General features: G+C 71.1%; 14 protein-coding genes and 1 pseudogene. 6 read left to right on the top strand and 9 right to left on the bottom strand.

Features of this window, described 5'->3' with window-relative positions:
- Positions 1-87: 87 nt before the first annotated feature.
- The 4 genes from ACFOYX_RS27395 to ACFOYX_RS27380 all read right to left on the bottom strand — a co-directional run bounded on the left by ACFOYX_RS27395 (position 88) and on the right by ACFOYX_RS27380 (position 3,728).
- Positions 88-372 carry a GlsB/YeaQ/YmgE family stress response membrane protein gene (locus ACFOYX_RS27395; protein WP_322439965.1) on the bottom strand — a complete coding sequence of 95 codons (285 nt, stop codon included), beginning with the start codon at positions 370-372 and terminating at the stop codon, positions 88-90.
- 218 nt (positions 373-590) lie between these two features.
- On the bottom strand, positions 591-878 hold the full coding sequence (locus ACFOYX_RS27390) for a GlsB/YeaQ/YmgE family stress response membrane protein (RefSeq protein ID WP_238454028.1): 288 nt from the start codon (positions 876-878) through the stop codon (positions 591-593).
- A 317-nt stretch (positions 879-1,195) separates the two neighbouring features.
- A complete protein-coding gene (lepA, locus tag ACFOYX_RS27385; protein ID WP_109805729.1) occupies positions 1,196-3,073 on the bottom strand; it encodes a translation elongation factor 4 in 1,878 nt (625 codons plus the stop codon).
- 118 nt (positions 3,074-3,191) lie between these two features.
- Entirely contained in the window at positions 3,192-3,728 is a 537-nt protein-coding gene (locus ACFOYX_RS27380; RefSeq protein WP_322439966.1) for a DUF4240 domain-containing protein, read from the bottom strand.
- 77 nt (positions 3,729-3,805) lie between these two features.
- Between ACFOYX_RS27380 and ACFOYX_RS27375 the strand changes: the two genes are divergently transcribed.
- Complete coding sequence (locus ACFOYX_RS27375; RefSeq protein ID WP_322439967.1) at positions 3,806-4,816, top strand: phosphotransferase; 1,011 nt, start codon at positions 3,806-3,808, stop codon at positions 4,814-4,816.
- Between the two features lie 112 nt (positions 4,817-4,928).
- The gene (gene rpsT / locus ACFOYX_RS27370) at positions 4,929-5,195 is read left to right on the top strand and encodes a 30S ribosomal protein S20 (RefSeq protein ID WP_109799657.1); all 267 of its coding nucleotides are present in this window, start codon (positions 4,929-4,931) and stop codon (positions 5,193-5,195) included.
- Between the two features lie 141 nt (positions 5,196-5,336).
- Here the strand turns inward: rpsT and ACFOYX_RS27365 are convergent, their stop codons facing one another.
- From ACFOYX_RS27365 to ACFOYX_RS27345, 5 genes and pseudogenes are all read right to left on the bottom strand, one after another.
- Positions 5,337-5,816, bottom strand: a complete 480-nt coding sequence (locus ACFOYX_RS27365) for a hypothetical protein (protein WP_322439968.1) — start codon at positions 5,814-5,816, stop codon at positions 5,337-5,339.
- Positions 5,813-6,793 carry a DNA polymerase III subunit delta gene (holA, locus tag ACFOYX_RS27360; RefSeq protein ID WP_322440014.1) on the bottom strand — a complete coding sequence of 327 codons (981 nt, stop codon included), beginning with the start codon at positions 6,791-6,793 and terminating at the stop codon, positions 5,813-5,815. Before holA ends, ACFOYX_RS27365 begins: the two co-directional genes overlap by 4 nt.
- A 224-nt stretch (positions 6,794-7,017) precedes the next feature.
- Positions 7,018-7,422 (bottom strand): annotated as a pseudogene (locus tag ACFOYX_RS27355) (ComEC/Rec2 family competence protein); the annotation flags it as partial.
- 114 nt (positions 7,423-7,536) lie between these two features.
- A complete protein-coding gene (locus tag ACFOYX_RS27350) occupies positions 7,537-8,841 on the bottom strand; it encodes a site-specific integrase (RefSeq protein WP_322439969.1) in 1,305 nt (434 codons plus the stop codon).
- Between the two features lie 15 nt (positions 8,842-8,856).
- Positions 8,857-9,567 carry a helix-turn-helix domain-containing protein gene (locus ACFOYX_RS27345; RefSeq protein ID WP_322439970.1) on the bottom strand — a complete coding sequence of 237 codons (711 nt, stop codon included), beginning with the start codon at positions 9,565-9,567 and terminating at the stop codon, positions 8,857-8,859.
- Positions 9,568-9,666: 99 nt separating this feature from the next.
- Here ACFOYX_RS27345 and ACFOYX_RS27340 point away from each other — a divergent pair, with 99 nt between their 5' ends.
- The 4 genes from ACFOYX_RS27340 to ACFOYX_RS27325 all read left to right on the top strand — a co-directional run bounded on the left by ACFOYX_RS27340 (position 9,667) and on the right by ACFOYX_RS27325 (position 12,765).
- The gene (locus ACFOYX_RS27340; RefSeq protein ID WP_369292968.1) at positions 9,667-9,936 is read left to right on the top strand and encodes a helix-turn-helix transcriptional regulator; all 270 of its coding nucleotides are present in this window, start codon (positions 9,667-9,669) and stop codon (positions 9,934-9,936) included.
- Positions 9,933-10,277 carry a helix-turn-helix domain-containing protein gene (locus ACFOYX_RS27335; RefSeq protein ID WP_322439971.1) on the top strand — a complete coding sequence of 115 codons (345 nt, stop codon included), beginning with the start codon at positions 9,933-9,935 and terminating at the stop codon, positions 10,275-10,277. Before ACFOYX_RS27340 ends, ACFOYX_RS27335 begins: the two co-directional genes overlap by 4 nt.
- A gap of 98 nt (positions 10,278-10,375) precedes the next feature.
- Positions 10,376-10,636, top strand: a complete 261-nt coding sequence (locus ACFOYX_RS27330) for a hypothetical protein (RefSeq protein ID WP_322439972.1) — start codon at positions 10,376-10,378, stop codon at positions 10,634-10,636.
- Positions 10,633-12,765 (top strand): AAA family ATPase, encoded by a 2,133-nt coding sequence (locus ACFOYX_RS27325; RefSeq protein ID WP_322439973.1) that lies wholly within the window; start codon positions 10,633-10,635, stop codon positions 12,763-12,765. The genes ACFOYX_RS27330 and ACFOYX_RS27325 overlap by 4 nt, the downstream gene beginning before the upstream one ends.
- Positions 12,766-13,267 lie beyond the last annotated feature (502 nt).

Here is a 13,267-nt window from a genome sequence, read left to right as displayed (position 1 = left end):
ACGGGCAGGTCGCGGGCGTCCGGGGCGGCAGGCACGAAGCGGGCGCCCGACCTTTCGGCCGGGCGCCCGCGTCAGCAGGTGCGCGTGTCAGTACCGGGTGACGCCCCGGCGACGACCCACGCCGGCCACCAGGGCCACCCCGATGGCGGCGAACAGGATCTGCAGCAGCAACTCCCGCCAGTCGATGCCGGCGGTGTCGGCGAAGCCGGAGGCGCGCGCGACGATCGTGCCGAGCAGCGCGGCGCCGACGCCGATCAGCATGTGCAGCCACATCGGCATGTTCTGACGGCCCGGTACGACCAGGCGGCCCACAGCGCCGACGATGAGACCAACGATGAGCGCGGTGATGATGCCCCAGACGGTGAGCTCCACGGTCGCTCCTCCTTCAGTAATCGAGTCACACGCTGTCGTGTGTTTCCTGCCGTCACCGCCAATTGCCCGACCGGCCGAAAACCCAAACCGACTCGGGTGACGAAGGCACCCTGGGGGTCGAATCCGTGGAATATTTCGCGTGCGGCCGCACCTGGACACAATGCGGAACGGGCGCCCGACCTTCCGGTCGGGCGCCCGTTTCGGCAGTTCAGGCTGGGTCAGTAGCGGGAGACGCTGCGGCGACGACCCACGCCGGCCACCAGGGCCACGGCGATGGCGGCCACCACGACCTGGACCAGCAGTTCCAGCCAGTCGATACCGGCGGTCTCGGTGGCGATGCCCAGCGCCCGGGCGATGACCGTACCGAGCAGCGCGGCGCCGATACCGATCAGCATGTGCAGCCACATCGGCATGTTCTGGCGACCCGGAACGACCAGGCGGCCCAGAGCGCCGACGATGAGACCAACAACGATGGCGGTGATGATGCCCCACACGGTGAGCTCCACGGTCGCCCTCCTTCTTCAGAAGTTTCACACGGTGTCGTGTGGTTCCTGTCGTGACCGCTAAGTGCCCGAGCGACCGGAAATCCAAACCGAGTCAATCTGCCGGACGTCGTGCAAGGTCGATGTCCGGGCCGCGCGTCGGTTCGGGCAGCAGGCGACATCCCGCAGGTGGGAGCGGGTGCCGGCCGACCCGACGACGGCGTCCGGGACGGGAGAAATTCATCGACGGTACGACCACGAACGGCGGCGCCCCGCGCGGAGGACCCGGGTGCGGGTCGCTCCGGCGGGGCGCCGGCCGTGCTGGGGTGACGCGAGCGGGGCTACTTCTTGCCGGGGGCCTTGCCGTCCCCGGAGTCGGAGGAGAGCGCGGCGATGAAGGCCTCCTGCGGCACCTCCACCCGGCCGACCATCTTCATCCGCTTCTTGCCTTCCTTCTGCTTCTCCAGCAGCTTGCGCTTCCGGCTGATGTCACCGCCGTAGCACTTGGCGAGCACGTCCTTGCGGATCGCCCGGATGGTCTCCCGGGCGATCACGCGGCTGCCGATGGCGGCCTGGATCGGCACCTCGAACTGCTGGCGGGGGATCAGGTTGCGCAGCTTCGCCGCGATGGTGACGCCGTAGTTGTACGCCTTGTCCTTGTGCACGATCGCGCTGAACGCGTCCACCGGCTCGCCGTGCAGCAGGATGTCGACCTTGACCAGCTCGGAGGCCTGCTCGCCGGATGGCTCGTAGTCCAGCGAGGCGTAGCCCTTGGTGCGGCTCTTGAGCTGGTCGAAGAAGTCGAAGATGATCTCCGCGAGGGGCAGGGTGTAGCGCAGCTCCACCCGGTCCGCGGAGAGGTAGTCCATGCCGAGCAGGCTGCCCCGGCGACCCTGGCACAGCTCTATGACGGCGCCGACGTAGTCGTTCGGGGTGAGCACGGTGGCCCGGACGACGGGCTCGTACACCTCGGCGATCTTGCCGGTCGGGTACTCGCTCGGGTTGGTCACCACGATCTCCTGGCCGTCCTCGGTGATGGCCCGGTAGACCACGTTCGGCGCGGTGGAGATCAGATCGAGGTTGTACTCGCGCTCCAGCCGCTCCCGGATGATCTCCAGGTGCAGCAGGCCGAGGAAGCCGCAGCGGAAGCCGAAGCCCAGCGCCCCCGACGTCTCCGGCTCGTAGTCGAGCGCGGCATCGTTGAGCTTGAGCTTGTCCAGCGCCTCGCGCAGGTTCGGGTAGTCCGACCCGTCGATCGGGTAGAGGCCCGAGTAGACCATCGGCTTCGGGTCCTTGTAGCCGCCGAGGGCCTGGGCCGCCGGCCGCGAATTGATGGTTACGGTGTCACCCACCCGGGACTGGCGGACGTCCTTCACTCCGGTGATCAGGTAACCCACCTCGCCGACGCCGAGTGCGTCGGCCTTCACCATCTCCGGCGAGATGACGCCGATCTCCAGCAGCTCGTGCACCGCGGCGGTGGACATCATCTTGATCCGGTCCCGCGCGCTGATCCGCCCGTCAATCACCCGGACGTAGGTGACCACGCCCCGGTAGACGTCGTACACCGAGTCGAAGATCATCGCCCGGGCCGGGGCGTCGGCGTCGCCGACCGGGGGCTGGAACTGCCGGACGATCTCGTCCAGCAGGTACGGCACGCCCTCGCCGGTCTTGCCGGAGACCCTGATGCAGTCCGCCGGGTCGCCACCGATCAGGTGGGCGAGCTCCTCGGCGTACTTCTCGGGCTGGGCGGCCGGCAGGTCGATCTTGTTGAGCACCGGGATGATGCGCAGGTCGTTCTCGAGCGCCAGGTAGAGGTTGGCCAGGGTCTGCGCCTCGATGCCCTGCGCGGCGTCGACCAGCAACACGGCCCCCTCGCAGGCGGCCAGCGACCGGGACACCTCGTACGTGAAGTCGACGTGCCCCGGGGTGTCGATCATGTTGAGCACCGCGTGCTCACCGGCCCGCTCACCCTCGCGGATGGTCCACGGCATCCGGACGGCCTGGCTCTTGATTGTGATGCCGCGCTCGCGCTCGATGTCCATCCGGTCCAGGTACTGGGCACGCATCTGCCGGGGGTCGACCACGCCGGTGAGCTGCAACATCCGGTCGGCCAGGGTCGACTTCCCGTGATCGATGTGGGCGATGATGCCGAAGTTCCGGATGCGACCGGGGTCGGTGGCACCAGGAGCATTCGCGCCGGGATCGAGCTTCGGTGGCACAGCGGTCCGTTCTGGTCGGCTGACGTGAGGGGGCCGGCACGCGCCGGCCCCCTCTATGCTCCCACGTCGCTCCGGACGCGGTCCGATCACTCCTGGCCGCCGCCGAAGGCCCGATCGGTCACTCCGCCGGCGGCTCGACGAAGAGGGCGGCGAGCCGGGGCAGCCGGCGACGCGCCTCCTCGTCGTCGTCGAAGTCCCAGAAGTCGTTCAGATCGGGCACCGGCACCGGGTCGCGGTCCGCCGGCAGGTCGGCCGCGGTGGCCTTCCGGTACGCCTCCCAGGACACCGCGAGCATGTCCTCGCACTCGAACTCCTCGCCGCTGAGCGCGGCGGCCCGCACGCGGGGCAGCTCGGCGAGGGAATCGGGGTCGGCGACCGCCCGGGCGAACACCGCCCGGCCCTGGGTCATCAGCCAGCCACGGAAGTACTCGAAGCCGTCGCCGGAGGCGCCCCCGTTGATCAGATAGGCCGCGCCCCACAGGTCCACCCGGTAGGACGCCGCGAGCACCCGCCGCTGGTGGTGGGCGTACTCGACGATGTCGTCCGGGTCCCGCTCGGCCAGCAGGGCGACCGCCCGGGCGGCGATGGCGTCGGGCTCTCCCCCGCCGCCCTCCCGGGCCCGGTCGATCAGCTGCCAGAAGTCGTCGGTCCGCATGGCTGGCAGTCTGGCAGAGCCGACCGACACCCGACCGCCGGCACGACCGGGCGGGCACCGTCGGGCAGCATGGGCGGGTGCCCGCGATCTCGCTGCCCCCGGTGCCGTACGACGCCACCGCCGTGCGCCCCGCCTGGGCGGCGCTGCCGGCCGGCCTGCGGGACGCGGTCGCGGGGCGGCTCGGCGGCCCGCCGGTCGCGGTACGGGTGGCCGGCGCCGGATTCACCCGGGGCTTCGCCGCCGTGCTGGAGACCGCCGACGGCGCGCGGGCCTTCCTGAAGGCGGCCTCGCTGACCACGCAGCGGCACCTGGTCGACTGGTACGCCCACGAGGCCGCCGTCCTCGCCCGGCTCCCCGCCGGCCTGCCGGTCCCCCGGCCACGGTGGGCGCTCACCGAGGCCGGCTGGTACGCGGTCTGCCTCGACGCCGTCGACGGCGCCCCGCCCCGGCTGCCCTGGGACCCGGCCGAGCTGACCGCCACCCTCGCCGCGTACGCCGAGGTCGCGGCCGCCCTCGCCGAACCACCGGCGGAGCTGGTCAGGCTCGGGCTGCCCCGCCTCGCCGACCTGGCCCGCGACGACATCCTCTGCTGGGGCGAGGTGGCCGCCGGCCGGGAGCCGGCGCCGGAGCTGCCGCCCTGGGCCCGGCCGCGGCTGCCCGAGCTGGCCGCGCTGGAGTCCCGCCTCCCGGCGTACGCGGACGCCTCCCCCGCCGGGTCGGGCCGTTCGCCAACCGGGTTGATCCACTGCGACCTGCGGGTGGACAACGTGCTGATCGACACCGCCGGTCGGGCCTGGATCTGCGACTGGAACTGGCTCTGTCACGGGCCGGCCTGGTTCGACCTGGCCGGCCTGTTGATCACCGCGTACGCCAGCGGCCTCGCCGCGGACGAGGCGTTCGCCACCCACCCGGCGGCGGCCGGCGCGCCGCCGGACGCGCTCGACGTGACCCTGGCCGCACTGTCCGGGTACCTCCTCACCAACGCGGCCGCCGGCCCGTCCTCCGCGTCGCCGCACATCCGAGCCCACCAGCGGTGGAGCGGCGACCAGGCGCTCGGCTGGCTGGCCGCCCGGCGGAGCTGGGGCTGAGTCGTTTTGGCTCGTCCCGGCCGACCTGGTAACCTGGCTCTTCGCGCAGCGATGACGCATGCTCGTCGCGCGTGAAGCAGACCAAACCGAGCTATCAAGACGAGGCTGTCGCGTGGCGAACATCAAGTCCCAGATCAAGCGCAACCGGCAGAACGAGAAGCGCCGGCTGCGTAACAAGTCGGTCAAGTCGTCGCTGAAGACCGCCATCCGCAAGTTCAACGAGGCTGCGGAGGCCGGTGACGCCGAGAAGGCCACCGTCCTCATGCGTGACGCCGCCCGCAAGCTGGACCAGGCTGCCAGCAAGGGCGTCATCCACGCCAACCAGGCGGCGAACCGGAAGTCGGCGATCGCGAAGCGCATCGCCTCGTTCTCGGCCTGACAAGCGCCGGTAGATCTGCCGGAAGCCCCGGGCACTGACCCGGGGCTTCCGGCTGTCTGCGTCTGGGATCGCGCCCGCTGCCACCGTCCGGCTCTCGGCCGGCACGCCCTCGTCGGGCCCCGGCGCCCGGGTGCGGTCGGCTCAGCGCATCGGGTCGTGCCGGACCGGGTCGGTCCAGGTGCCGCCCTCGTCGTACCGGGCGACCTGGTCGCCGGGGCGGGCGGCCCGCAGCGTCGGGTCGGAGGCGAGGACCACCCCGGGCAGCGCGCGCGGGGCGGACGGCACGCGGGCCCGGCCGACCACCGGCTCCATCTGCCGGCGGAACCGGTCCTGTTCCTGCTCCGGCACGAGCGCCGCGGTGCGGACCACCACCTCGGCGACCATGTCGTTGAGCTTCACCATCGCCGCCACGGCGACCGGCAGCACCAGCACCGCCCACCAGCTGACCAGTTCGGCGAGGGCGAGCAGCACGGCGAGCGCGATCGAGCCCTCGAAGAAGAGGAAGCACAGCACCCCGCCGGGGTTGACGAACCGCAGCCCGAGGACCCGGGCGTACAGCGGTCGGTACCGCTCCTGGTCGGTGGGGACCGTCGCCCAGCCCGTCCGGGGGGATCGGGTCACCGGGCGCCGCCCTGCCGGGCGGCGGCGACGGAGAAGACGGCCCGCTCCAGCGCGTACGCCCGGTCGTCGGCGCCGCCCTTGACGGCCGCGTTGCACTCGGCGGCGGCGCGCATCGCCTGCACCAGGCCCTCGGGTGTCCAGCCCCGTCCCTGCCGCTGCGCCCGCTCGATCTTCCAGGCCGGCATGCCGAGGCTGCTGGCCAGCTGGTACGGGCTGCCCCGCCCGGCGGAGGCCACCCGGGCCACCGTGCGGACCCCGTCGGCGAGCGCGTCGGCGATCGGCACCGGGTCGACGCCGACGTGCAGCGCCCAGCGCAGCGCCTCCAGCGCGGCGGGCACGTCACCGACCATGGTCGCGTCGGCGACGGTGAAGCCGGTCACCTCGACCCGGCCGCGGTAGTAGCGGGCGACCGTGTCGGCCCCGATCCGGCCGTCGGTGTCGGCGATGAGCTGCGAGCAGGCGGCAGCCAGTTCCCGCATGTCGGTGCCGACGGCGGCGATGAGCGCCTCGGCCGCGTCGTCGGTGCACCGGCCGCCGCCCCGGCGGACCTCGTCCCGGACGAAGGCGACCCGCTCCCGGTGCCCCTTGAGCTTGGCCGCCGGCACCACGGTCGCACCGGCCGCGCGCAGCCCGTCGGCGAAGGCCTTCCCCTTCGCCCCGCCGAGGTGCAGCACGACGAGCTGAACCTCCGGGTCGGGGTTCTTCGCGTACGCCAGCAGCGCGGTGACCAGGTCCTTCCGGGCGTCCTGCCCGGCGTGCAGCACGAGCACCCGCCGGCCGCCGAAGAGCGACGGGCTGAGCATCTCGGCGATCTCCCCCACCGCCACGGCGCTGGCCTGGTACTCCCGGACGTCCACGTCGGGGTCGACGGCGCGCGCCGTCGCGACGGCTTCGCTGACCGCTCGCGTGGCGAGCAACTCCTCGTCGCCGAGGACGAGCAGAATGGGGGGCAGGCTGGCGGGGGTCACGTCGCCCATATTCGCACGGCCCTCGACCGGATCGTGCCTGCTCATCGGCGACTGTGACGGCAGAGCCCGCACTCAGCGCGAATCCCGACATTTGCGTCGATGCAACCGCTATAGCAACAAGCCGCCTCCATTGGTCGGTCACTCCGCCGATCGTCGCCGGCCGGTCGAGGCACGCCGGCTCGCGCCGGGTTGTGCGGGCTGTTGCGAGCCGGCGGGCGTGGGCGCCACGGGTGTCACGGCTGCCGCCCGGGTCGGGTGCCGCGGGCCACCACCGCCAGTCCACGCCGGTCCCGGACCACCGCGAGATCCCCGTCGGTGTCCGTTCGCAGCACGCGGGCACCGACGCGGGTCAGCCGGGCCAGCAGCCCGGGATTGGGGTGCCCGTAGTCGTTCCCGGCACCCACCGACACCAGCGCGACGGCGGGCCGGACCGCGTCGAGGAACTCCGGGTCCTGGTACGCCGAGCCGTGGTGGGCGACCTTCAGGACGTCGGCCCGGAAGGCGGCGGACGGCGACGCCTCCAGCAACGCCCGCTGCTCCTCGGTCTCGGCGTCGCCGGGCAGCAGGATCCGCACTCCGGCCACGGTGGCGGCCAGCACCAGCGAGTTGTTGTTGGGATCAAATCTGCCCGACCGAACGGCTTTCCGAGTCTTCCCGCGTTAGCGCAGGTCACGGGCCGCTTATGTAGATCTACATCACTCTGTGATGATCTCGCGTAGAGATCAACTCTCACAGTCTTCTCACAACGGCCCTCAGCCGCTCAGTGCGTCACCCAATGCGGTGCTGACCTGCGCGATCCTCTCCGCCATGGCGTGGGTGTAGCCGGCGGTCACGCTCACCTGCGACTGGCCGAGCCAGGCGGCCACGGCGGCGAGCGGCAGACCCATGTCACCGAGCAGGCTTGCCGCGCAGTGCCGGGCACCATGCAGCGGGATCCTCGGCAGACCGGCCACCTTCACGGCCGCATCCCACCGCTCGCTCCACGTCTGCGGCCGCGGCGCCGTGCCGTCCGCGTCCACCACGACGTACCCGAGCGGGTTGTACTGCTCGCCGATGCCGGTCGCCAGCCGCTCGGCCGCCTGGTCCTTCTTCGCCTGCTTGAGCGCCTGGGCAACCAGCGGAGGCAGCACCAGCACGCGCCGGCCGCCGCGACTCTTCGGGCTGTAGACATGCTCCTTGCCGGCGACGACCACCCGGTTGCGGGTGATCGCGATGGTCGGGGTGCCCGCCGGGAACTTCGGCGCGCCTGGCCACCACGGACGGTCGGCCCGCTCCCCTGTCAGGTCGCAGCGGTCCCACCGCAGCCCGAGCACTTCCCCGCGGCGCGGGCCGAGGGCGGCGAGCAGGAAGCCGACGTAGTACCGGGACTCGCGCACCGACCGCAGGAACGCGACCGCGTCGTTGAGCTGCCAGGCGCCGCGCAGCGCGGCGACGTCGGGCGTTTCGAGGTCATCCGGGTCGACGATGGGTGGCCGCACTCGCGCCACTGCGGCGGCCGGATTGAGCGGCACCTTCTTCCGCTCCACGCCCCACGCGAACATCGACGTGATGGTCTGGAGCTGAAGGTTGATGGTCCGCCGGGCCAGTGGTTCACCGGCCGGCCCGATCTTCCGCAGTTCGCCGGTCAGCCCGGCCGCCTTCAGCGCCTCGATGTGGTGCTCGGCCAGCTGCTGGGCGGGCATGTGGCCGTGCCTCTCCCGCAGTGGTGCGAGCGCGTCGACGTAGCTGCGCACGGTCGACGGCTTCAGGTCCGCCTTGGTGGCAAGCCACAAGTCGCACAGCTCGTTGACGGTGGTCTTCCTGTCAGGCTTGACCAGCGTGCCCTGCCCGCGTTCGTGCTTGATCCGGTTCCACTCGGCGCGAGCATCGGTCAGCTTGTCGAACGTGAACGTCCGCTGGTCGCGGGTCATGACGGGCCGGCCGTCACCGCCAATCACGGGTAGGCCGGTCGCCTTGTCGATCTTCGGCTTCTTGCCGACGTCGATCATGAACCGGTACCGGACCGTCTTCCCATCGGCAAGTTCGATCTTCTTGATCGGGTCGCCTCGTTTGGACATGCGTCGCCCCTTTCCCTAGCCTGCGTCCGCGCCGGCGGCGGGCTCGCCGATCAGGGTCGCGAGGACCACCGGCAGTCGCGGCGGCAGAACCCCGTCTCCGCGCATGCGGGTGCGAAGGTCCGCGATCAGGCGTTCCAGATCGCCCAGGCGGCGCCGAACGTCCCCAAGGCGGCCCTGGTGAGCGCTGCGCTCCTGTTCGGTGGTCGCCGCGGCGGCGGCCTCCTCGAGGATGTCGACCCGGCCTTGCTCCCACAGCCAGTCGAGCACCAGCCGGTCGTGTTCGTCGTGGTGCAGCAACGGGACGGCGCTGGCCAGGTACGCCTGGTTGTCCTCCGGCGTTCCGTTGCCCGCGCTCGGACGTGGGTCAGGGTCCGGCGCGGGGAATGCGCCCCGTCCGCCGAACCACTTCACCAGCTCCCATGTCGGGCGTCTCTGGCCAGGCAGGGCGTCGGCCTCCAACTCCCGACCCAATGGCAGGACCAGCAGCACGGGCGGCACGCCTAGCGCCTTCGCCAAGGCGAGCAGGTCAGGGACGGTGATCGTGTTCCGGTGACCCCTCTCCAGCTTCGCGATCACGGACCGGTCCAGCGGATGACCCAGCGCGGCGCACCTGTCCGCGAGTCCCTGCGCGGTCATGCGTCCCGGGGCGCGCTCGCGGAAGTACGCGACTCGCTGGCCGATCTGTCTCGTGAGTTGGCGGGACCACTCATCGTCAGTTTGTTCCACAGCGGCACGCTAACCGCCATGTGGCGACTTGACAAGCACACACACCGCCATATGCTGACACCTGTTCCGCTGTGGTCGCCTGATTAGGAGTTGTCGACCGTGAGAGAACAGTCCGCCCGCGCCGAAGCCGGCCAGGATCTGCATGGGAATGCGGAGCCTCCCCGGTTCCACAGCGACGCGTGTCGAAGCGACCAGCTACTGCGACGCCCGACGGTGGCGCTGCGGCTAGACGTCAGCGTTCGCACCCTCGAGCGCTGGGCGCAGCAAGGCATCGGGCCGCGACCGGTCAAGGCCGGGCCGCGATTCGTGAGGTACCGCGCCAGCGAGGTCGAGGCGTGGCTGGACCAAGCCCAGGAGGCAGTGGCATGACGACCGCATCGGAAGCCCGCGAGCTGCCGGACCCGGCCGCCGAGCCCACGCTGGTGCCGAACCGGGCCGCGGCCATCCTCGGGGTGTCGCGCACCGCCGTGTACGACGCCATCGGGCGGGGTGAGATCCCGAGCTTGCGCGTCGGCCGCTCCATCCGCATCCCGACCCGGCGGTTCTTGCAGGTCTACTTCCCGGAAGAACTGGCGACCGAGTCTGACGAGACGTCAAACCCGCCCACCCCTGAGCAGGGAAAACAGGGCGACATGTCACCGAATCTCACCCAGCAGACGACCCCTCAGCGGGTCGGGCTGGCGGCGGTTCGGGACTCGACGGCCGCGTGATGGCTGCGCGAGCCGATCCCGACAACACGGCGGCCGGGCGCTCCGCAACGCCCGGCCGGCCACCGATGAACCACCCTCACCACAAGAGCAGGTCCGCCATGAATGTACCCCGCCAGCCGGGCTCGCAGCGGTTCCGAATGGACCCGCTACCGACGGCAGGACCCGCCCGGGTCGCCGCGATCAACCAGCTCGCCCGGCGGCTGGCCGACGACCTCTTCGCCACCGCGACTCACCTCCAATTTGAGGGGATGACCGAGGACGACGTCGTAACCCTCCTCGAATGTCAGCGACGGTGGCTGTGCAACCTCGTGGACGAAGCCCACGGCCAGGCCGTCGCCTACGTGAGGTGGGCAAGTTGACCGCCGCCCTCGAGCCGGCCGCCCTCACGGCCGCCGACGTCACCGCCGCCGCCTACCAGTGGCACCAGGCCGGCTTCTGCGTCCTGCCCGTCAAGGCCGATGGCAGCAAGGCGCCCGACGTCACCACCTGGACTCGGTATCAGCGGGAACAGTCGACCGACAGGCAGATCAAGGCGTGGTTCGGCAACCACAAGCGCGCCGGCCTCGGCATCGTCTGCGGCGCCGTGTCCGGCGGTCTGGAGATGTTCGAGCTCGAGGGTCGATGCCTCGCGGACGGGGCCCGCGACAAGCTGGTCCCCGCGCTCGAAGCCGCCGGCGTCCTTGACGTGTGGCGCCGGCTGGTCAACGGCTACGCCGAATGGACCCCCTCCGGCGGCCTGCACCTGCTGTACCGACTCGCCGACCGGGAGGTCCCCGGCAACACCAAGGTTGCCCAGCGACCCGCCCGCGAGAACGAGCTGGACGACCGGGAACGCGAGATCCTGCGCAAGAACCCCGACAAGATCTTCCGCCGGGTGCTCGCCGAAACCCGCGGTGAGGGCGGCTTCGTCGTTGCCGCTCCCAGCCACGGCACCACGCACAGCAGCGGCAGGCCGTGGGTGCTCGCGAAGAAGGCGCAGCCCGGTCGAGTCCCTACCATCAGCTGGGACGAGCGGGTCGCCCTGTTCGCCGCAGTCCACGCGGTGCTCGACGAGACGCCCGAACCCGAGCCGGTACAACCTCGATCCCAGCTGACGCGCGGCGAGGTGGGCGAGCGGCCCGGCGACGTGTGGGCCGCACAGACCGACTGGTCGGACATCCTCACGCCACACGGATGGCACCACGTCTACCGCCGGGGCGACATGGACTTCTGGCGCCGCCCCGGCAAGGACATCGGCTGGTCGGCGCGCACCGGCGGCCGGCATGACGGCCTGTACGTGTGGTCGACGTCCACGGAGTTCCCGACCGAGGTGCACATCTCGAAGTTCCGGGCGCACGCGATCCTCAACCATGGCGGCAACGACAGCGCCGCCGCGAGTGACCTGCGCCGGCTGGGGTACGGGGGGCAGCCGGACGAGCGGCGTCTGGCACCCTCCCCTGCGGCTGACCCGGCCGCCGGGGGCCACAGCGCTGAACATGCGGGCTGGCCGGACGGCACTGTGCCGGAGCGCCCCGCCGACGAGGGAGAGCAACCAAGTCACCTCGACCGGCTACGGGCCGCACTGGTCGACTCGGCGGGGCTGGACAACATCCCCGACCCGGACCCGCTCGTCGGGGCCGACATCCTGTTCCGTGACTGCCTGGCCTGGATGGTTGGCAAGCCCGGCTGCATGAAGTCGTTCACCGCTCTGGATCTTGCTGGCTGCGTCGCGACCGGCGAGACATGGCAGGGCTACCAGGTCAGCCAAGGGCCCGTGCTGTACCTCGTCGCCGAGGGCGTGCGGGGGATCAAGAAGCGCGTGCGTGCTTGGGAACAGTCCATGGGGAGGCGCATGGGCGGGGTGTACTTCCTGCCTGTCGCCGTGCAGTCCAAGAACGCCAGCCAGTGGGCCGCCCTGGTTGATCTCGCCAGCGAGCTGCGTCCCGCGCTTGTCGTGGTCGACACTCAGGCGCGGGTGACAGTCGGGGTGGAGGAGAACTCCAACACCGAGATGGGCGAGTTCGTGCACCAGGCGGAAAAGCTGCGCGCGGCCTCGGCGGCGTGCGTGCTGATCGTCCACCACATCGGCCGCAACGGCGACACCGGCCGCGGCGCGACCACCCTCGACGGTGCTCTCTCCACCGTCATCAAGGTCACCAAGGACGAAGACCGGGTGAAGCTGGAGTGCCAGAAGAACAAGGACGGCACCGAGTGGGAGCCAATCGAGCTGCGCGCCGTGCCCACCGGTGACTCACTGGTGCTGATGGTCGACAACGGCGCGACCCAGCCCAAGGCCAACTCTGCCGCGAGCCGCAAATGGGTCCGCGAGTGGTGGTCGATCTTCGAGGCCGACCCCATGACCCCGGCGAAGCTCATGGCAACCCTGGGGGTCGCCGAATCGACGTTCTACCGCACAGCCAAGGAGCTGATCGACGCCTCCGCAGCGGCCAAGGAGGGCCGCGGTAGCGCGACCAGATACCGGCTCTTGCACGCCCCTACTCCCACCTGACTCCCACACTCCCACCCCTGAGGGTGGTGGGAGTGGGTGGGAGTCGGAAATCAGGCGACTCCCACGAGACTCCCACCACCAGAAACGGCACCTGACCTGCGGAACTCCCAGACTCCCACTCGACTCCCACGAGAAAGCGTGGGAGTCACCCGGAAGCAGTGACTCCCACTCAAGGACTTCGATGACCGAGGCAACCCGCGATCCACTGCACCCGCCCGCGAGGCAGGCCGGCAACGACCTGACATGTGGGAGGCGAGGTGGCGCCGTACGCGATGACGAGTCAACGGCGGTGGCCGTCGCAGCCAACGCGATCCGGCAGGCCCGTCAAGGTAAGCCCGGCGACCCGTGGGAGTGGGACGCGTGCACACAGGACGACGTCGACCGGGCTCGCTGCCTGGTCGACGCGATCGCATCCGTGGCGCAGCGGTCATGACCCGGCGGCTACGTCACAAGCACATGGGGTCACGGACCAGGGCGTGCACCATGGGGCGGCGACCGTGCA

The organism is Micromonospora sp. GCM10011541 (assembly GCF_042650725.1).
GTDB classification, from domain to species: Bacteria; Actinomycetota; Actinomycetes; order Mycobacteriales; family Micromonosporaceae; genus Micromonospora; species Micromonospora sicca.
The sequence above is the reverse complement of the archived record's forward strand: the minus strand, read 5'-3'. Positions and strand labels throughout refer to the sequence as shown.